Source organism: Chordicoccus furentiruminis (assembly GCF_019355395.1).
GTDB lineage: Bacteria > Bacillota > Clostridia > Lachnospirales > Lachnospiraceae > Chordicoccus > Chordicoccus furentiruminis.
In genome coordinates this window covers 1,785,468-1,803,974 of record NZ_CP048829.1, presented here as the reverse complement: position 1 = coordinate 1,803,974, position 18,507 = coordinate 1,785,468, and the positions used below count along the sequence as shown (strand labels likewise).

The window sequence follows — 18,507 nt, the reverse complement described above, 5'->3', positions numbered from 1 at the left end:
ACCGCTCCCGGGTGCATTTCCCATCATCCGGGACCACCTCATCCGAGCATCGAAAGCCCTTTCCGTATGAGTGCGGCCACCGGCGCGGACGAAAGCCCGAGGACCAGATTGCCGGCGGCAAGAAACAGCATCGGCAGGTGATACGCCGCGCCATGGCGGACCGGACCGGCCTCTTTCGCACGGTCGGACTCGCCATAGAGACGGATCATCGTCCGGATGAAATACAGCGCGTTCAGCATCGAACTGAGCGCGATCGCCAGCATCACGAGCACCATCTTCGCCATGCTTCCGGACGTGACAGCCGCCGCTCCCAGAAGGAGCTTTGAGACAAAACCGGCAAAGACCGGGATCCCGAGCATCGACATCGCACCTATCGAGAAATACATCCCGGCGCTCTTATCCCTCATGCCTGCCCCCTGCAGGTCCCGGAAACGGAGACTTCCGCCGGACACCGCGGCCAGGCGCGGCGTCGTGAGGAACAGCATCGACTTCGTCACGGCATGGGCAAAGATCTGGAAAATGGCGGCCGTATACCCCGCCGTTCCGCCGATTCCGATCCCGACGAAGATATAGCCGATCTGCGCCGCAGAGGAGAAGGCGACCATCCGGTTGATGTTGGCGGCCCTTAAAGCCGAGACCGACCCGAATACCATCGCGAGAAGTCCGAGGACAAACAGGATATTCCGGACCGGCATCCTCGCAAAGACATCCGCCCCGATCACGCGGTAAAAGATCTTGATCAGAAGGAAAATGTAGCACTTGGAGACCATGGAGCTGAGCACCGCGCCCGACGTCGGCGTCGCGCGCCCGTATGTGTCCGGCATCCAGTAGTGAAATGGGAAAAGGCCGCTCTTGATCGCAAGTCCGACCGTCAGAATGCCGGTGGAAAGCGTCAGCGACCTCATGGTGGCCGGATCCTGCGCAAGGCGCGCGATCTCCTCCTGCATCGGCACCATCAGAAGATTGCCCGTGATGTCGTAGAGAAGCACAACGCCCAGCAGGAAAAGACCTGACCCGAGCAGATTGAGGATCATGTACCGGACAGCGGCGAGTGTCGTCCGGCCGATCTCCCGGACGATCAGAATGCCGCAGCTTGTCAGCGTCAGAATCTCGAGAAAGACATAGCCCGTGAAGAGGTCGTTCGTCCAGGTCATCGCCATGAGAGATGCCGTCATCAGATTGAGCAGCGCGTAATAGAGATGAATCTTGCTCTCATCGATGTCATACTGAATGAAATGCATGCCGCCGAGCACCGAGCAAAGCATCACACAGGCGAACAGAAAAGCCATCATCGCCTCGAGCACGCCGGCCCGGATCTCGTTGCCCCAGGGAGCCGGAAATTCGCCCATCACGTACGTGAACGGCTCTCCGGTCTCAAACGTATAAAGGAGGACAGCACCGGTCAGCGCAATCAGTGCACACTCCCAGACAACTGTATAACGTCTGGCTGCGCGCGCCGGCAGCATCGTGCAGAGCACCCCTGAAAAGAGGCTGAGCACGATCGTAAAAAGAGGTATATTCGTCACCGCGTCCATGGTCAGCGCCCTTCTGAAGGATGCTTCGACTTAAGATACAGATCATCGAGGTTCAGCGTATGGTACCGGCGGTAGAGGCGGACCGTAAGCGCGAGCATGATCGCCGTCACCGAGACCGAGACGACGATGCCGGTCAGCACAAGCCCTGCCGGGACCGGATTGATATAGGTATCCGCTCCGGCCGACGGATCGACGACGATCGGCGCTTTCCTGCCCCGGATATACCCCATAGACGCGAGAAAAAGGAACGTGCCGGTGTCCATGATGTTCATCCCGATCAGCTTCCTGATCAGGTTTCTCTGGAAAAGCAGCGTCATGAACCCGACGCCGAAGAGGATGACCGCAGCAGCCTCCTCATAATTTTCCGCCAGATGCATCAGCATATCGATTCCTCCGTCTTCTCACTTCTTCAGAAAAATGCACCCGATGCCTTCCCCTTGATGTCTCTGGCATTTCGGCCTCAGCTAAAAATGTACCGGATACATTCCTCTTATGAAACGGTTCCATCATCAGCCGCCGATCCTTCCCCGCCGGAACAGACTGTAGAAGCCGTACATCGTGCAGCAGACAACGAGTCCGACCGCGATGTCGAGCGGCAGGATCAGACCGCCGCTCAAGATCGCACCGGGTATCCCTTTCGGGATGTGGTTGTCGAGCCCGTTTGCGCCCATGAAGAATACATAGCCCTTCGCAAAGCTGTAAAACGAAAGCGCGATGAAGGCGATCCACTGTATTTTCCTCGCGGTGAAGACCCGGTCGATCCGGCCGAAGCCGAAAGCGGCAGACGAAAGAATCAGTGCCGCGCCCATGACCGCACCTCCGGAGAATCCGCCGCCCGGGCCGTTCTGGCCGTTCAGGACGACATATGCGCCGAAAACGAAGATCGCGGGGACAAGCACGCTGCCGACCGTCCGCACGATGGAATCACCCGACAGATCATAATATCGTTCCGTCCGGATCAGATAATAATCTTCCCTTACGGGTGACATATTCTTTTGATCGGCCGCCAGCAGGATCATCACGCAGACGAGGGCCGTGAACAGCACATGCGACTCCCCGAGCGTATCAAACGCGCGGTAATCGAGGATCATGCCTGCGACGATGTTCACCGCGCCCGTCTCCTCGACGCCGGATCTCACATACCGCTCGACCACTTTCCGGGTCTCCGGGTTCTCCTCTCCGCTGATCGGAAGCGAGGCGACAAGATAGAGAAGTACGCCGATCAGCAGAATGCAGCTGACCACGGCGACGACCCGGTAAAGCGTCCGGAACCCGCGTTTCTCGCGGTTCATGAACGCACGGACCTTCTTTTCGCCGACAATCGCTCTGTGCGCCGTCTTTTCTTCTCGCTTCAGCTCCTCACGCGGCGGGTCAGGAAAACGTTCCTCATCGGGAAATGCATCCGTCAGGTCCACTCCTCCGTCGAGCCAGCGCAGGAATTTTTCTTTTCTTTCTTCCCGGCTCATTCTTTCTTCTGCTCCCCGTCCATCTCACGGATTTTTTTGAGCGTCACGAGAAAAAGAATGCCGCTCACGCCGGCGCCGACCGCGGCTTCCGTGATCGCAAGATCCGGCGATTCCATCAGAATCCAGATGAGACACATCATCGAGCTGTAGGACATAAAAACGATCACAGCCTGCAGGTCCGTCTTCACGATATTGACGCTGACCGCGCAGAGAATCAGAAGAACAAGGAGCGCGATCCGAGCTACCTCAGTCAGTTCCATCCGTACGATCCTCCTTTTCTCCCTCATCTTCACTCGAAAAAGCGCCGCCATTCGTCCTGTCCTCGAAATGCGACGCCGGGTCCGGGTTCGTCGCAAATTCGACCTGGGCGAGCACATGCGTCGAAACAGGCGATGAGAACCACTGGAAAAGCACAAGAAGAAGGATTTTCAGCACGTCCATAGCCGTCCCCGAGGAGACCGCAAGGCCGACCGTCAGCGCAAGAAGCCCGAGCGTGTCTCCGATCCCGGCCGCATGCATCCGGTTCATGACGAAGCCGAACCGCCACGCGCCGGTCACGGCCGCCGCAAAACTGACCACGGAAATCGTCAGAAGAACCGCCGTGATCCAGAAACGGATCCACTCACCCATGGCGCTTTCCTCCAGGCTTTTCGCCTTTTCTCCGTGCCGCCGGGATATAGACTTCCGCCAGCATAATCACGGCCAGAAAACTGATCATCGCGTAAATCAGGGCCACGTCGACGAGATAGGACTCATCCAGAAGCCTCGAGAGGACCGCGATACCGGAGATCACCATCGTCCCGAGCATATTGATCGAGAGGATCCGGTCCGTGATCCGCGGTCCGATCATCGCGCGGATGAGCATACAGCCGGCAAGCAGCACCAGCGCAAGAAAAACCGCGCTGTATAGAAGCTGATAGGCCTCGTACACTGTCATTGGCATCTCCTCCCTGCCGCATTCCTTCAGTATGTGTCCATCCCCGGACATATGCGTGTGTTCCGGGATTCATGCGGTAAGATCTGTGCAGGAATCCCCGTTCCGTATCTGATTGTTCAGTGCATTTTCCTCAGGATCCGGACAAAGACCGAACTGTCCATCCCGTCCGCGTATTCCCTCCTCAGGCAGTGCACCACAAAATGGTCCCCGTCCTTTCTCAGCGTATAGGTCCCGGGCGTCAGCGTGATCGAATTGGCCAGCAGAACGTTCTGGATCTCCGACGGAAATCCGGACCGGAATTCCACAAGGACCGGTTCCGGGTGCGCCCTCCGGCTGAACGCCACCTGCATCACGGCAAATGCAGCCATGATGATCTCCCGGATGAGGACGAGCGCATAGAGAAAAAGGAGCGGAATATTCCGGATAAGGAAACATTCTTCTTCCTTTTTCCATCCGGCGAGACGATGCGCAAGCGCCGTCACTGCTGCCGCAACTGCGATCCCGATCAGCACGATCTCCGCCGTCACCCGTCCGTTCAGGACGATGAAAAGGAGTAAGCAGAAGAAGAACATCGCCGCACCTCCGTCATATTTTCCGCCATCTTCGCGTATTGTACCATATCCGTCTGGAAAAGTCGCCGGATCAGTCGACATTCTGCACTGTTTCTCTTCCGGAAGGTGCATGTTTTTTTGTCATTTTTTGGAAACTTTACAATTCAGACTCGTGATTATTTTCCTGCAGGGACCAATCTGCAGCCGATTGCATTTCCCCGGAAATCGAATAGGAAGAAGACACGAAGCGCGTGGCTCGTAGCTTACGCACAAAGGGGAGCAGACCCCCGAAGGGACCTGCTCCTCTTTCACACAGGAAACAAATATTGGGATATGCAGCCTGAAATCAGCCGAAAACCTTCTTGAAGGACTGATCAAGGTCCGCAATGATGTCATCGATATGCTCGATTCCGATCGACAGACGGATCGTGTTCGGACGGATGCCCTGCTCCAGCAGCTCCTCCTCGTTGCACTCGCTGTGCGTCGTGGAAGCCGGATGAATCGCCAGGGACTTGACGTCCGCCACGTTCGCAAGGAGTGAGAACAGCTGCAGATTGTCGATGAAATCCTTCGCGGTGCGCTCGTCGCCGTCGATGTCGAACGTGAAGATCGAGCCGCCGCCGTTCGGATAATACTTCCTGTAGAGTGCCTGCTGAGTCGGATCCTTCGAGACAGCCGGATGGCTGACAGAGACGACATGCGGGTTCTTCTCGAGATAGTCAACGACCTTCAGCGCGTTCTCGACATGACGCTCGACGCGGAGCGAAAGCGTCTCGGTTCCCTGAAGAAGCAGGAATGCGTTGAACGGAGCGAGTGTCGCGCCTGTATCACGGAGCAGGATCGCGCGGATGTATGTGACAAATGCAGCCGGCGCCGTATCCTTCGCAAAGCTCACGCCGTGATAGGACGGGTTCGGCTCCGTGAGCCACGGCCATTTATCGGACTGCGTCCAGTCGAAGTTGCCGTCGACGATCACGCCGCCGAGCGTCGTGCCGTGGCCGCCGATGAACTTGGTCGCGGAATGTACCACGATGTCAGCGCCATATTCGATCGGGCGGACCAGATAAGGAGTCGCAAACGTATTGTCGACGATCAGCGGAAGGCCATGGCTGTGAGCGAGCTTCGCCCAGGCTTCGATGTCGACGACCTCGCTGTTCGGGTTGCCAAGTGTCTCGACATACAGTGCTTTCGTGTTCTCCTGGATCGCGTCCTCCGCTTCTTTCAGATCGAACGGATCGACGAATGTCGTCGTGACACCGTAATCCGGGAAGGTGTGCTTCAGATAGTTGTAGGTTCCGCCGTAGATATTCTTCGCGGAGACGATGTGATCGCCTGCATGAGCGACGGCCTGGAACGCGTAGGTGACGGCTGCGGCACCGGATCCGACTGCCAGCGCTCCGGTCCCGTTCTCAAGAGAAGCAATCCTCGCTTCGAAGACGCCTTCAGTCGGGTTCGTCAGACGGCCGTAGATGTTGCCTGCGTCCTTCAGTCCGAAGCGGGCCTCGCCGTGATCGCTGTTCCGGAATACGTAGGATGTCGTCTGGTAAATCGGAACGGCTCTTGCGTCCGTCGCCGGATCCGGCTCCTCCTGTCCGATATGTCCCTGCTTCGTCTCAAAATGCCATGTCGCCTTGTACTCATCTGTGATCTTTGCCATCTCTGTGTCCTCCTGTGTGCTATTTCCTTTATTCCTGTAAACTTTATAGGTTTTCTATGTCTGTCATCCTACACCCCCGCCGCCCGAAGCGCAAATACCGGATTTCTATCGGTTGATATAGGTATTTCCTATGGCGAGAAACTTTCCCCCTCCTTTACAGCGCGCCGCCTGAAGCGCATCCGCTCTGTTTTTGCAGCCGATCCGTTTTTCCGCTTGCGTTTCGCCATCCGGCTCACTATGCTTGTACCCGGACTGATCCGGTTCCTCATCCCGCACCGCAGAAAGTGAGAAGAAACGAAATGAACAAACCCGCTGACCGCCCGTCAAAAAGCCGCGCTGCCTCAGATTCCGACCTGCTTCAGGGACCTCTCTTCGGCCGGATGGTGCTCTTCGCCCTGCCGCTGGCTGCAAGCAGTATTCTTCAGCAGCTCTTCAACTCAGCGGATACGGCGGTGGTAGGCCGCTTTGCCAGCGCCCAGGCGATGGCCGCCGTCGGTTCCAACGCCCCGGTTATCAATCTGATCATCGCGCTCTTCGTCGGGCTGTCCGTCGGCTCAAACGTCGTCATCTCAAGCCTGATCGGCCAGAAACGGGAGGACGCGGTGTCCGACGCGGTCCACACCTCCGTCGTCATCGCGCTGGTGACCGGCGTACTGCTCCTGTTCATCGGGCTTGCGGCCGCGAAGCCGCTGCTGTTGCTGGTTCAGACGCCGGGAGATGTCATCGGGCTCGCCGTTCTGTATCTGCGCATCTATTTCCTCGGCATGCCGGCCGTGATGCTCTACAACTTCGGCTCCGCCATTTTAAGGAGTAAGGGCGACAGCCGCCGGCCGCTGATCGCACTGACCTCTGCCGGCGTCATCAACGTGATTCTCAACCTGATCTTCGTGATCGTATTTCATCTGCATGTCATCGGTGTAGCCGCCGCCACTGTGATCTCCAACATCGTCAGCGCCGGCCTCACGCTCGGCTTTCTGATGAAGGAAAAGGGCGCGTTTCATCTGGATCTCCGCCGTCTGCGGGTCAGCCGCCGCCAGATGCTCGTCATGATGAAGATCGGCCTTCCTGCCGGGATTCAGGGCGTCGTCTTTTCTCTCTCCAACACGGTGATCCAGTCCGCCATCAACAGCTTCGGCTCCACCGCGTCCGCCGGATCGGCCGCGGCTCTGAATTTCGAGACGATCAACTACTATGCGGTCAACTCCTTCAGCCAGGCGTCCGTCACCTTCACCAGCCAGAACTACGCGGCGGGACGGTATGACCGGTGCCGGAAAATTTTCCGGATCGCGTTTCTCTCCGCGGCCGTTCTCTCCGCCGCTCTCGATCTTTCGTTCTGTCTGACGCAGGACTTCTGGCTCGGGATCTTTACCGCCGACCCGGAGGTTCTCTCCTACGCCAGAATCCGGTTCCGTCACGTGCTGATCTTCGCCTCGATGACCAGCACCTACGAGGTCGCCGGCTCGACGATGCGGAGCATGGGATATTCGCTGACGCCTTCGGTTCTGATGATCTTCGGCACCTGCCTTTTCCGGATTTTCTGGACCTTCGTGATCTTTCCGCACGCGCGTTCCTACGGCGCGCTGCTCTATGTCTATCCGGTCTCCTGGCTGCTGACCGGCACAGCCGTCCTCACGGCCTACTATCTGCTGCGCCGCCGCCTGTTCCGCCGTACGGGGAATGCAGCCCGCTGAAAAAAACCGTCTGAACAGCTGAAAAGGGAGGGCGGCCGTCCCGGGCCTGAATCGCCCGGAGGACGGCCGCCCTCCCTTCCTTCGTCCGCCTCACAGAAGCGGCGCCACCAGCCGCAGAAAGCTCATCCCCAGCAGACGGCCCGTCCGGCGCATATGCTGATAGGCCGCCGTCACCTCGCGGCTGACTGCGAACATATGTTCAAAGTCCTTCTTCACCCCGCTCAGCGCTCCGCTGTCGTACAGCAGCACCCCGTTCTCAAAATGATGATACAGTGACCGGTAGTCGAGGTTGATGGTTCCGAGAATCGCCGTCCGGTCGTCAGAAAGAGCCATCTTGGCGTGACAGAAGCCCGGCGTGAACTCAAAGATCCGCACGCCGTGATCCGCCAGATGCGGATAGAAGGAGCGCGTCTCCTTATAGACCATCTTCTTGTCCGGGATTCCCGGCGTGATGATTCTGACGTCCACGCCCCGCATCGCCGCCCCGGTCATCTCCCGGTTCATCTCGTCGGTGATGATCAGATACGGCGTCACGAACCAGCAGTAGGTCTTCGCGTTGCGCAGCAGGTTCATGAAGACATCCTCCGCTACTCGTTCCTTCGTCAGAGGGCTCCCGCCGTAAGGCATCACGAATCCCCGATCCTTCGCCCTGTACGGGTGGCGTTCCAGAAAGACGCCGAAGTCCTCCGTTTCCTTCTGCATCGAATTCCACATCTCCAGAAACAGCAGCGTCAGGTTCCAGACCGCGTCTCCCTCAAGACGGACGCCCTCGTCCTTCCAGTACCCGTAGGGCTTCGTCAGATGGAAGTACTCATCCGCCAGATTGTAGCCGCCCGTGTAGCCCACTTTTCCGTCGATTACCGTGATCTTCCGGTGGTCGCGGTTGTTGACAAAGACGTTGAGAATCGGCAGGACCGGGTTGAAATCCCGGCACGCGATGCCGGCCTCACGCATTTCCCGGATAAAGTCACGGTTCACAAAGGCGATGCTGCCCACATCGTCGTAGAAGAAGCGGACCTCGACGCCTTCCCGCGCCTTTTCCTTCAGCGCCTGCTTGAGCCCGGCGAACGAGCGGCCGTTCTCCACGGCATGATACTCCATGAAGATAAAGTTTTTCGCCTTACGGATATCCTCGATCTGGTCATGAAGCGCGTCCGCCTGATCCGGATAGAAGGTGACGTCCGTGTTCCGCCAGACCGGCATCCCGGTTGTGTTCCGGATATAGCGGAACTGGTTGCGCACCCACGGGTCCGCTGCCTCCAGATCCCGGTGCACGTCCGGATCCTGCGCCTGATACGAGGCCATCATCCGGTCGATGGCGGCGAAGTGCTCCCTGATTCCGCGGTTCAGCCCGCGTCCCATCAGTACGTAAAGCAGCACGCCGAGAATCGGGAACGCGGCGATGGCGATGATCCACGGGATCTTCATCGCCGAATTGATGTTCCGGCAGAAGACCGACAGCGTCACCGCGAACGTGATCCAGCTGATCACGGTGCTCATCCACGGGTGTCCCGACTCGAAGTACATGATCATCCAGACAAGGAACCAGACCTGAAGCACTCCGGCGACGACAACCGCAACCAGCCGTACGACGCTGTTCTTTACGGCCGACTTTGACTCAACACGCATCTGTATCTCCTCCGCTATCCAATGTGTCCGATACCGCCAGCATACCCGTACCCCGCCTGTCTGTCAAAGGCGGACCGTCTTCCGCGCTCCGCCTTCCGCTCCGGGTCTGGCCGTCCGCCTCCGCGCTGCCAAAAAAACAGCCCCGTCCCGAAGGACGGAGCTGTCTTCTTTCATGGCAAAACGACGGATCAAAGCTGCGGGCCAGCGGCAACCAGTGCCTTGCCGGCTGCATTTCCCTCGTACTTGACGAAATTCTTCTGGAATCTCTGGGCAAGATCCTTTGCCTTGGCATCCCACTCGGACGCGTCCTTGTAGGTATCCCGCGGATCGAGGATCGCCGGATCGACGCCCGGAAGCTCAGTCGGAACCTCGAAGCCGAAGTACGGAATCTTCTTCGTCGGAGCCTTGGCCACGTCGCCGTTCTGGATCGCCGTGATGATGCCGCGGGTATCCTTGATGGAAATCCGCTTGCCGGTGCCGTTCCAGCCGGTGTTGACGAGGTAAGCCTTCGCGCCCACCTTATCCATCTTCTTCACGAGCTCTTCGGCGTACTTCGTCGGATGAAGCTCGAGGAACGCCTGGCCGAAGCAGGCGGAGAAGGTCGGGGTCGGCTCCGTGATGCCGCGCTCCGTACCGGCCAGCTTGGCCGTGAAGCCGGACAGGAAGTAGTACTTGGTCTGCTCCGGCGTCAGGATGGAAACCGGCGGCAGCACACCGAACGCATCCGCGGACAGGAAGATGACGTTGTCTGCGTCCGGTCCCGCGGACTTGCCGTTGACCTTCTTGACGATCTTGTCGATATGATCGATCGGATAGGAGACACGGGTGTTCTCCGTGACGGACTTGTCGGCGAAATCGATCTTGCCGTTCTCGTCCATCGTGACGTTCTCAAGCAGCGCGTCGCGGCGGATCGCGTTGTAGATATCCGGCTCGGAATCCTTGTCGAGGTTGATGACCTTGGCGTAGCAGCCGCCCTCGTAGTTGAAGACGCCGTTGTCGTCCCAGCCGTGCTCGTCGTCGCCGATCAGCAGACGCTTCGGATCCGTCGACAGAGTGGTCTTGCCGGTGCCGGACAGACCGAAGAAGATGGAGGTATGCTTGCCGTCCATATCCGTGTTGGCGGAGCAGTGCATCGAAGCGATGCCCTTCAGCGGCATGTAGTAGTTCATCATGGAGAACATGCCCTTCTTCATCTCGCCGCCGTACCAGGTGTTGATGATGACCTGCTCACGGCTCGTGATGTTGAAGACGACCGCGGTCTCGGAGTTGAGGCCCAGTTCCTTGTAGTTCTCGACCTTCGCCTTGGACGCGTTGTACACGATGAAGTCCGGCTTGAAATTCGCCAGCTCCTCCGCGGTCGGACGGATGAACATGTTGGTGACGAAATGAGCCTGCCACGCGACTTCCATGATGAAACGGACCGCCATCCGGGTATCCTCGTTGGCGCCGCAGAACGCGTCGACAACATAAAGCTTCTTGCCGGAGAGCTCCTTCTTCGCGATCTCCTTCACAGCCTCCCACGTCGCCTCGGAAGCCGGATGGTTGTCGTTCTTGTATTCATCAGAAGTCCACCAGACGGTGTCCTTGGAATTCTCGTCCATGACAATGAACTTATCTTTGGGAGAACGTCCCGTGTAGATACCGGTCATGACGTCCACGGCGCCAAGCTCGCTGACACGGCCCTTGTCATAGCCCGTAAGTCCCGGCTTTGTCTCCTCCTCGAACAGCGTCTCATAGGAGGGATTGTGCAGAATCTCCGTCACGCCTGTGATGCCATACTTGCTTAAATCCAGTTCAGCCATACTCTATAACCTCTTTCGAATGATTTACAGTTAACGGGTAGCACATTCACTGTTTATTATACATGAATACGCGTTAAAAGCACGCGGTTTGATCGAATTTATCACTTTTTTAACAAATGGGTTTCTCTGAGCACCGGCTGTCAGTCCGCCTCCTCAAGGCGCCGGACCATTCTGGCAATGTACTCCGGCGTTGTCCCGCAGCAGCCGCCGAGCACGCCGGCTCCCGCCGCGGCCAGCGACTTCATGTGCGCGGCGAACGCGTCCGGCCCCATATCATAATGAGCCTGACCGTCCGCCCCGATTGTCGGGAGGCCCGCGTTCGGCTTCGCGATGATCGGGATGCTCACCATGCCCCGGAGTTTCCGGATCAGGCTCTCCAGCTGATCCGGCCCGTTGCCGCAGTTGACACCGACCGCCGACGCCCCCATCGCCTCCAGCGTCTCGGCGGCGTCAAAGATGCTGCCTCCGTAATACGCCTGGCCGTCCGCCTGCACGGACATCGTGCAGGTCACCGGAAGATCCGTTGCCGAAAGAGCCGCGTCCAGCGCGATGGACGCCTCGTCGCCCGACATCTCGGTCTCGATCATGATCAGATCCGCACCGGCGTCCGCGAGCGCCGCGGCCTGCTCCTTCACGACCTCGAAGACGTCCTCGATGGACGCCTCCCCGCCGGCGCTCTCAAGGATGAGGCCCGTCGGTGCGATATCCCCGGCCACAAACGCGCGTCCCTCCACGGCTTTCCGTGTCAGCGCGGCGAGCTCGCGGTTCATCCGGATGACCTGGTCTCCAAGTCCGTATTGATCCAGCATATGCCGGTTGGCGCCGAAGGTGGGCGCGATCACGATCTGGCTGCCCGCGTCCGCATAGGCCCTCTGCAGCGAAAGGATCGTGTCCGGATGATCCAGCACCCACGCTTCCGTGCAGACACCCTTCGGCATCCCCATCCTCATCAGATTCGTTCCGGTCGCGCCGTCGAGGATCACCCGGCCCTTCGCCGCAAGCGAGGCAAATTCTTCTCTCTTCATCCCATTCTCTCCCTGTTCCGTCCGGACTCAGCCCGCCTGGGTCGCGGAACCGTCCTCATTGTAGATGATGATCGCCGTGCCCACATCGATATTGTTGTAGATCGTCTCCGCCACGGCCGGAGGAAGGTTCACGCAGCCGTGGGAGCCGTTCGTCAGATAAATGTCGCCGCCGAAGCTGCTCCGCCAGTTCGCGTCATGCAGTCCCTGGCCCTCATAGAAGGGCATCCAGTACTGAACCTCCGTCGAGTAGCTTCCGCTGCCGCTGGCGGCGTCGCCGGTCAGCGTCCGCGGGCTCTGCTTCCATGCGAGCGGGAAGCAGCCGGTCTTGGTCTGCTTGCCGTCGGCCACGCTTCCGGACACCAGATCACTCTCCACGATCAGGGAGCCGTTCTTGTAGAACCACATATGCTGCGCCGTGAGATCCACTTCCACATACGTACCGGCGAGATCGTCGGTGCCTTCCCGCGCGAGATAAACCGGATTGCCGTAGTCGTTGGTCGAATTGTAGACCGGCTCCCGGGTCGTGTTCTGCCCGGTCTGAAGATCCTTCTCAATCTCCGCCTTCTCCGCCTGCGGCGCGATCGTGTAGCCGTACTCGTTGTCGCCGTCCGGGATCGTGACCGTCAGTCCGCCCGTCGTGCGGAACGTACGGCTGGTGTACCGCGTGTTGTACTTCGCGGAAAGCTGCGTCACATAATTCGTCACGGCATCGTCATTGAAGACCACATTCAGGCTGTCGTCCACCGAAACCCAGTCCATGAACGTGTCGCTGTTCAGCGTCTCCGTCTGGGATCCGAAGGTGTAGGTGATGCTGGAAGCCTTCACCTTATCGAGGATCTGCTGCTTCCGCATCGCCAGCGTCTTCGCGTCGGCTTCCTTCTTCATCTCGGCCTCGTCGCCCACCGGCGCCACGGACGTATAGACCGAGTCCGGGATGTCCACCGCAATGGTATCCGGGATACTTCCCTCGCCGACCGTCCTGTCGATGGCCTTTCTCACGGCCTCCCGGAGCTTCGCGTCATCAATCATATTGCCCTGTACGCCGGATTTGACCACGTAGGCGTTCTGACTCTCATCGAGCACGATGGACGGGTCTTCCGTCTCGACACGCGGTTCCTTCAGCTTTCCGCTCGCCACAACCGAGTCGAACTTCGACTCGTCGAAGGTATAGGCCTCGTCGCTGTAAATCTCATAGCCTCCGGCCAGCGTGCGCAGCAGCGTAAAGACGTTGTGCTTCTGCTCCTCATAGGCTTCATCCATCAGTTTCTTAAGCGAATCGCGGTCAAAGGAATAGCCGAGCGCCTCCAGCGTAGTGTCGATGGAAACCTCTCCCTTCTCGCGGATCTCCACTTTCTTGCTGGCTGTGCTGTACTTCGACGCGTTCGCGTCGGTCACTTCCTCCGCCGTCTTCCCCGCGATATCCTCCCCGTTGAACGTGGTTCCCTTCAGGTATCCGGACTGTCTCAGATAATACTGCTGGATCCCGATCAGGACGGCCGCAGCGGCCAGCACCACGATCACCAGCGCGATAATCCATTTCCGTAATTTTGTCAACGTTCCTCTCCCCTTGTTTTTTGCTGATTGCCGCCTTTCACAGACGGACGCGTCACGCCGCCGGACCGCGGTCTGTTTCCGCCGTTCATCAGCCGATGATCCGTTCCGCGCTTCCCCGGCGCTTTATGCTCCTATTGTATCAGGAATCCGCGTCTTCTTTGTGAAGAATCGATGGATTCAGTCCGGCCGTCCGTTCTCCGCGCCGCCGGCGGCCTCCTTCGTTCTGCGCGCCTTCCGCCGCTCCAGCGCCGGCAGAATGTATTCCTTATAGACAAAATCAAGAATGGCCGCCACAGGGATCGCCAGCAGAATGCCGATCACGCCGAACATCCGGCCTCCGATGATGATCATGATGAGAATCCAGATGCCGGGAACGCCGAGCAGTCCGCCGAACATCTTCGGCTTCAGCACGTAGCCGTCGATCGTCTGCAGCACGACCGTGAAGATCAGAAAAGCAAGCGCATGCCACGGATTCTCCAGCATCAGAACGAACACGCCGACCACGCCGCCGACGATCGGGCCGAAGGTCGGCGCCAGATTGGTCACACCCACGACGACGGATACCAGCGCCGCATAAGGCATCTGCATAATCATCATGAACACGGCGTTGGAGCAGCCGATGATCAGTCCGTCCAGCAGGTCGCACCAGACGTAGCGGACGAGAATCGCGTTGCATCTCCGCCCGAAGCCCATCAGGTTGCGGTAACCGCGGTCTGACAGCAGCAGAGACAGGAGGCGCTTCAGTCCCGCCTGAAGGTGCTTCTTGTCCATCAGAAAATAGATGGCGAGAATGAAGCTGATCACCGCCGTCACGACATTGCTGCCCACGCTGGAAACCGTGCTGATCAGCTCGCCGGAATGAGCGCTGACATAGGACGTCAGCCGTCCCAGCAGGTTTTCGCCGGCCTCGGTCAGCTTGCTGATATCGATCCGGTTGCTGGCCGCCTGCGCGTTGAGATCATTCAGCATCTTCGTGAGGCCCTTCGCGTAATAGCCCATATTGTTAATCAGGCCGAGGACGCTCTCCACCAGCTGCGGAATCACGGCGACCAGAATCAGCGTCAGCACCAGCAGCACGACAAGAATCGTGATCACGTTCGCGACGATCCACTGCTTCCGCTCCTGTTTCATACCCCGCAGAGGCCCCCGCTGCAGAAGGACCGCCATCGGGTTCATGATGTAGGCGAAGGCGATCCCCGCCAGCACCGGGGAAATGAATCGGAAGAAAGCCGCGATGCCGCCGAAGATCGTGCCCAGCCGCGAGAGGACGAGATAAAACAGAACCGCGGCGCAGAGCGCGATCGTGTTATTCATCCACTTCTTGTTCTTGTTTTTTTCGTACAGCTTCATCCTGCATCCTCTTCAGCTTCTCCGCTACGCTTGGGTAACGGCTCATATCCGTGTGGGGCAGCGCCGACGCGGCCTGCATCAGATCCACAAAGTTCGCCACCGCGCCGAACTGCACATACTCCATCAGCGCGAGCACGGTCCGGACGTCCTTGAGCGCGCTCTTTCTCAGAAGAATCTCCCGCGCTCCCTCAAGGGATGTATTCCCGGCCAGTATGATCCTCTCCCGCGGCACATCCGGGTACATGCCGATGCTGACCGCCGACTCTTTGTCCACATGCGTGCCGAACGATCCGGTCATATAGAAGCGGCTGACGTCGCCGAGCCCGATGCCGGCTTCATTCAGAATATATTCCATCATCGTGGCCGCGGCCGCCTTCGTCCGGATCAGTTCCCGGATATCCTGCGAGGAGAAGGCAAGTCCCGGCGCGTACCGGACCGCCGTCTCCTCTCCGCCGTCCGGCCGCCTCTCACGTCGGATCAGCGGACTCCGTTCCTCCCGGAAAGATCCCTGGATATCGACCCATCCATGAAGGAAAAGCGCCGACAGGAGATCGACCAGACCGGATCCGCAGATGCCGCGGGCCGCCGGGCTGTCCGGCGCCGATGCGCAGCCCGGCGCCGCCGCTTCTTCCCGGACGGCACGGTCTTCGGCCGGGCCGAAGACCCGTTCCGCTCCCTCCGGCATGCCGATCACATGATAATGAAAGGCATCTCCATCGATCCGGATCCGGTCCACGGCACCGGTTCCGGCCCGCATTCCGGTGCTGACGCTTCCGCCCTCCAGCGCGGGTCCCGCTGCTCCGGCGCCGCACAGAAGGAACGGCGCGCCGCCGACCGCCAGTTCCCCGTTTGTCCCTATATCAAAGAAAACCGAAATATCCGTCCTCCGGTACATCTCTGTCGCGATCATGCCGCTGACGATATCGCCGCCGAGATAGTTGGCCCGTCCCGGGACGCAGTAGACCTCCCCCGCGATCGGGAAACCGAGCGCGGAGCCGGGAATGAAGCCGGGATCCAGCACCGCCACGGCGTAGGGCTCGTGAAACACGCCGAAGGGATCCATTCCCAGAAGGAAGTGGATCATCGTCGTGTTGCCGGAGATCACCATCGAGATGCAGTCCTCCGGCCGGATTCCGGTCTGCTCCGCCGCCCGGTCCATCAGCTCCCGGATCGTCGCGCAGGTTTCCTCCTGTATCTCCTTCAGCCGCTCCGGCTGATCCTTGCAGCAGAAAATCCGGCTCAGAATGTCCTCGCCGAACCGGATCTGGCGGTTGTATCCGCTTTCCTCGTCGAGCAGCTTCCCCGACCCGCAGTCCATCAGATCGAGCACAACCGTCGTGCTGCCGAGATCCACCGCGCAGCCGTAATGCGCCGCGGCCGTCCGGCCCGGCTCGACTCCGACCACGTTCCATGCCAGTCCGTCGAAGGCAAGAGACGCCGTGACGCGCCATTCTCCGCGGACCAGCGCACCGTGGAGGCTCTGCAGAGCCTTATACTGAAAACGAATCGGCGTCTCCTCCCCGCCGTTTCCCATTTCTTCCGGCTCCGCGTCCCCGCCGTCCCACGCCTCCCGGATCGCCTCCAAAAGTCTCGTTTCCTCGTCGCGGGCGTCCTCCGGCGACGGCGGCGTCAGCGTAAGTTCCATCTTCCGGCTGATTCCCTGCATATCGTTCCTCCCTGACTGCCCCCTATCATAAACCAGAGAGGCATCCGGCCGCAACCGCTTCGGACGGAGAGCCGCCTGTTCGGATCGAACGGACACGCAGGTCCCGGATTCCCGCCGTGAAACGCACACAGAGGCGGCCGAACCGCAGCGGACCGCGCTGTCCGGCCGCAGACGGAAAGAAGGCGGGCGGAAAGGCCGGGACATGTCAGCATGTTCACTGCTTTCTTCATACTCATCTTTTTTTCCCTTTGCCTGTTTGCTGGTTCGGGAAGAGCGTATCACCCGGCCGTCTTCTCCTTCTATCGCACCGCCGTAAAATGGCAGTAAAGCCTTCGTAAAACCGCCGCGGAACCGGAACGGCGCTCCGGGATCTGCGTCTGCATACGAGAACGGGGGCAGCCGGTTCCAACCGGCTGCCCCCGTTCTCGCAGCGATTTCTGATCCGCGTCCGGCTCTCCCGCCGTCCGCCTTCTCTTTTTCCGCGTCTCTCCCGTCTCCGTCAGACACGGGCGTTCCGTTCCGCTTCCTGCGCGTTCCTCTCCTCCTCGCGCGCCTTCTTCTCCGCCTCACGGCGCTCTTTCTGCATCTGCGCCACCTTCATCAGCTGATTGTAGCGCTGCTCGCCGACGCACTGCTTCGCGTACTTGCACCACTGCACACAGCTCAGCTTGTCGTTGTAGATCACGAAGCCGCAGTTCTCACAGACCACTTCCGTATCCACGGAAAAAATCTCGACCTCATGCCCGCAGTTCGGGCAGCGGCGCTCCTCGATGGAAATTTCCTTTGCCTTGCTCTGGCACCCCTCAAAGATCATTCCGCATCCTCCTTATCCGTTATCCTTCTTACCATCCTGTGTTTTCCGTTCTCCGCCTCAAAAATCCGGATCTCGCAGTTATGCGGCGCCGGCCGCCACATGATGCCGTTTTTCCTGTCCGCGAGATGCCCGCTCAGGGCACGCATGATTCCTCCGTGGCAGGCGACGAGCACGTTCTCATAGGGCTCCTTCTCCAGATCCCCGAGAAAGGAAGCGCTCCGCCGCACCATCGAGGACACGCTTTCCACGCCCTCCGGCGCCGGAAAGACCTCCGGAAACATCCAGTAGAGCGTCATCGCCGGACCGAGAAGCCAGTAACGCTTCAGCTCGTACGGTCCGAAATCCGCCTCGATCAGACGCTGGTCGATGATCACCTCATCCTCGCCTACGCCGCCGAGAATCGCCGCCGTACGGACCGCCCTTCGAAGCGGACTCGAGAAAACGGCGTCAAAGCAGATGTTCCCGATCTTCTTTCTCATCTCCTCCGCCTGCCGGAGGCCCGCATAGTTCAGCGGCTCGTCCGTCCGCCCCTGCATCAGATGCTCCGCGTTCAGATTCGTCTGTCCGTGCCGCGTCAGCCAGATATTCATCGATTCTCCTCTCTGTCCGGAGATGTGTTCGTACAGCAAAACACCGAAAGCCGATGGGCTTCCGGTGCGATTCGTGCGCCTTCGGGGGCTCGAACCCCGGACACCCTGATTAAGAGTCAGGTGCTCTACCAACTGAGCTAAAAGCGCATCTCTTTTTCTTTGCTCGTCTCTGTCAGACGCAAGTGCTAGTATACACACCGGCAACGGGATTTGCAAGTACTTTTTTCAATTTTTTTGCTC

At 59.2% G+C, this 18,507-nt stretch carries 17 protein-coding genes and 1 tRNA gene; 1 reads left to right on the top strand and 17 read right to left on the bottom strand.

What is annotated here, in order from left to right:
* Nucleotides 1–38 precede the first annotated feature (38 nt).
* The 8 genes from G4C92_RS08435 to G4C92_RS08400 form a co-directional block, all read right to left on the bottom strand.
* Complete coding sequence (locus tag G4C92_RS08435) at nucleotides 39–1,535, bottom strand: complex I subunit 5 family protein (protein WP_274939425.1); 1,497 nt, start codon at nucleotides 1,533–1,535, stop codon at nucleotides 39–41.
* A gap of 2 nt (nucleotides 1,536–1,537) precedes the next feature.
* Nucleotides 1,538–1,918 (bottom strand): sodium:proton antiporter, encoded by a 381-nt coding sequence (locus tag G4C92_RS08430; RefSeq protein ID WP_274939424.1) that lies wholly within the window; start codon nucleotides 1,916–1,918, stop codon nucleotides 1,538–1,540.
* A gap of 126 nt (nucleotides 1,919–2,044) precedes the next feature.
* Nucleotides 2,045–3,001 carry a hydrogen gas-evolving membrane-bound hydrogenase subunit E gene (gene mbhE / locus G4C92_RS08425; RefSeq protein ID WP_274939423.1) on the bottom strand — a complete coding sequence of 319 codons (957 nt, stop codon included), beginning with the start codon at nucleotides 2,999–3,001 and terminating at the stop codon, nucleotides 2,045–2,047.
* Nucleotides 2,998–3,261, bottom strand: coding sequence for a hydrogenase subunit MbhD domain-containing protein (locus G4C92_RS08420; protein ID WP_274939422.1), 264 nt, complete (start codon nucleotides 3,259–3,261; stop codon nucleotides 2,998–3,000). Before G4C92_RS08420 ends, mbhE begins: the two co-directional genes overlap by 4 nt.
* Nucleotides 3,248–3,631, bottom strand: coding sequence for a cation:proton antiporter (locus G4C92_RS08415; protein ID WP_274939421.1), 384 nt, complete (start codon nucleotides 3,629–3,631; stop codon nucleotides 3,248–3,250). The genes G4C92_RS08420 and G4C92_RS08415 overlap by 14 nt, the downstream gene beginning before the upstream one ends.
* Nucleotides 3,624–3,938, bottom strand: a complete 315-nt coding sequence (locus G4C92_RS08410; protein ID WP_274939420.1) for a monovalent cation/H+ antiporter complex subunit F — start codon at nucleotides 3,936–3,938, stop codon at nucleotides 3,624–3,626. The genes G4C92_RS08415 and G4C92_RS08410 overlap by 8 nt, the downstream gene beginning before the upstream one ends.
* A gap of 116 nt (nucleotides 3,939–4,054) precedes the next feature.
* Nucleotides 4,055–4,510 carry a Na+/H+ antiporter subunit E gene (locus G4C92_RS08405; RefSeq protein WP_274939419.1) on the bottom strand — a complete coding sequence of 152 codons (456 nt, stop codon included), beginning with the start codon at nucleotides 4,508–4,510 and terminating at the stop codon, nucleotides 4,055–4,057.
* Between the two features lie 325 nt (nucleotides 4,511–4,835).
* A complete protein-coding gene (locus tag G4C92_RS08400) occupies nucleotides 4,836–6,146 on the bottom strand; it encodes an O-acetylhomoserine aminocarboxypropyltransferase/cysteine synthase family protein (RefSeq protein ID WP_274939418.1) in 1,311 nt (436 codons plus the stop codon).
* A gap of 299 nt (nucleotides 6,147–6,445) precedes the next feature.
* On the opposite strand from G4C92_RS08400, the gene G4C92_RS08395 reads away from it, so the two are divergent.
* Nucleotides 6,446–7,837, top strand: coding sequence for an MATE family efflux transporter (locus G4C92_RS08395; RefSeq protein ID WP_274939417.1), 1,392 nt, complete (start codon nucleotides 6,446–6,448; stop codon nucleotides 7,835–7,837).
* Between the two features lie 90 nt (nucleotides 7,838–7,927).
* Here the strand turns inward: G4C92_RS08395 and cls are convergent, their stop codons facing one another.
* The 9 genes from cls to G4C92_RS08350 all read right to left on the bottom strand — a co-directional run bounded on the left by cls (nucleotide 7,928) and on the right by G4C92_RS08350 (nucleotide 18,414).
* A complete protein-coding gene (gene cls, locus G4C92_RS08390) occupies nucleotides 7,928–9,466 on the bottom strand; it encodes a cardiolipin synthase (protein ID WP_274939416.1) in 1,539 nt (512 codons plus the stop codon).
* Between the two features lie 188 nt (nucleotides 9,467–9,654).
* The gene (gene pckA, locus G4C92_RS08385) at nucleotides 9,655–11,268 is read right to left on the bottom strand and encodes a phosphoenolpyruvate carboxykinase (ATP) (RefSeq protein ID WP_274939415.1); all 1,614 of its coding nucleotides are present in this window, start codon (nucleotides 11,266–11,268) and stop codon (nucleotides 9,655–9,657) included.
* 140 nt (nucleotides 11,269–11,408) lie between these two features.
* Nucleotides 11,409–12,293 carry a homocysteine S-methyltransferase family protein gene (locus tag G4C92_RS08380; RefSeq protein ID WP_274939414.1) on the bottom strand — a complete coding sequence of 295 codons (885 nt, stop codon included), beginning with the start codon at nucleotides 12,291–12,293 and terminating at the stop codon, nucleotides 11,409–11,411.
* A 27-nt stretch (nucleotides 12,294–12,320) separates the two neighbouring features.
* A complete protein-coding gene (locus G4C92_RS08375) occupies nucleotides 12,321–13,847 on the bottom strand; it encodes a L,D-transpeptidase family protein (RefSeq protein ID WP_274939413.1) in 1,527 nt (508 codons plus the stop codon).
* A 177-nt stretch (nucleotides 13,848–14,024) separates the two neighbouring features.
* Nucleotides 14,025–15,197 carry an AI-2E family transporter gene (locus G4C92_RS08370; RefSeq protein ID WP_274939412.1) on the bottom strand — a complete coding sequence of 391 codons (1,173 nt, stop codon included), beginning with the start codon at nucleotides 15,195–15,197 and terminating at the stop codon, nucleotides 14,025–14,027.
* Nucleotides 15,154–16,863 (bottom strand): ASKHA domain-containing protein, encoded by a 1,710-nt coding sequence (locus tag G4C92_RS08365; protein ID WP_274939411.1) that lies wholly within the window; start codon nucleotides 16,861–16,863, stop codon nucleotides 15,154–15,156. Before G4C92_RS08365 ends, G4C92_RS08370 begins: the two co-directional genes overlap by 44 nt.
* A gap of 499 nt (nucleotides 16,864–17,362) precedes the next feature.
* Nucleotides 17,363–17,677, bottom strand: coding sequence for a hypothetical protein (locus tag G4C92_RS08360; protein WP_274939410.1), 315 nt, complete (start codon nucleotides 17,675–17,677; stop codon nucleotides 17,363–17,365).
* A complete protein-coding gene (locus tag G4C92_RS08355) occupies nucleotides 17,674–18,267 on the bottom strand; it encodes a histidine phosphatase family protein (RefSeq protein ID WP_274939409.1) in 594 nt (197 codons plus the stop codon). The genes G4C92_RS08360 and G4C92_RS08355 overlap by 4 nt, the downstream gene beginning before the upstream one ends.
* Before the next feature lie 74 nt (nucleotides 18,268–18,341).
* A tRNA-Lys gene (locus G4C92_RS08350) sits at nucleotides 18,342–18,414 on the bottom strand.
* Between the last annotated feature and the right edge of the window lie 93 nt (nucleotides 18,415–18,507).

Bases quoted from the DNA above. Each gene is read 5' to 3' on its own strand.
- G4C92_RS08435 (WP_274939425.1), bottom strand. From the start codon at position 1,535: ATGGACGCGGTGACGAATATACCTCTTTTTACGATCGTGCTCAGCCTC.
- G4C92_RS08430 (WP_274939424.1), bottom strand. From the start codon at position 1,918: ATGCTGATGCATCTGGCGGAAAATTATGAGGAGGCTGCTGCGGTCATC.
- mbhE (WP_274939423.1), bottom strand. From the start codon at position 3,001: ATGAGCCGGGAAGAAAGAAAAGAAAAATTCCTGCGCTGGCTCGACGGA.
- G4C92_RS08420 (WP_274939422.1), bottom strand. From the start codon at position 3,261: ATGGAACTGACTGAGGTAGCTCGGATCGCGCTCCTTGTTCTTCTGATT.
- G4C92_RS08415 (WP_274939421.1), bottom strand. From the start codon at position 3,631: ATGGGTGAGTGGATCCGTTTCTGGATCACGGCGGTTCTTCTGACGATT.
- G4C92_RS08410 (WP_274939420.1), bottom strand. From the start codon at position 3,938: ATGACAGTGTACGAGGCCTATCAGCTTCTATACAGCGCGGTTTTTCTT.
- G4C92_RS08405 (WP_274939419.1), bottom strand. From the start codon at position 4,510: ATGTTCTTCTTCTGCTTACTCCTTTTCATCGTCCTGAACGGACGGGTG.
- G4C92_RS08400 (WP_274939418.1), bottom strand. From the start codon at position 6,146: ATGGCAAAGATCACAGATGAGTACAAGGCGACATGGCATTTTGAGACG.
- G4C92_RS08395 (WP_274939417.1), top strand. From the start codon at position 6,446: ATGAACAAACCCGCTGACCGCCCGTCAAAAAGCCGCGCTGCCTCAGAT.
- cls (WP_274939416.1), bottom strand. From the start codon at position 9,466: ATGCGTGTTGAGTCAAAGTCGGCCGTAAAGAACAGCGTCGTACGGCTG.
- pckA (WP_274939415.1), bottom strand. From the start codon at position 11,268: ATGGCTGAACTGGATTTAAGCAAGTATGGCATCACAGGCGTGACGGAG.
- G4C92_RS08380 (WP_274939414.1), bottom strand. From the start codon at position 12,293: ATGAAGAGAGAAGAATTTGCCTCGCTTGCGGCGAAGGGCCGGGTGATC.
- G4C92_RS08370 (WP_274939412.1), bottom strand. From the start codon at position 15,197: ATGAAGCTGTACGAAAAAAACAAGAACAAGAAGTGGATGAATAACACG.
- G4C92_RS08365 (WP_274939411.1), bottom strand. From the start codon at position 16,863: ATGCAGGGAATCAGCCGGAAGATGGAACTTACGCTGACGCCGCCGTCG.
- G4C92_RS08360 (WP_274939410.1), bottom strand. From the start codon at position 17,677: ATGATCTTTGAGGGGTGCCAGAGCAAGGCAAAGGAAATTTCCATCGAG.
- G4C92_RS08355 (WP_274939409.1), bottom strand. From the start codon at position 18,267: ATGAATATCTGGCTGACGCGGCACGGACAGACGAATCTGAACGCGGAG.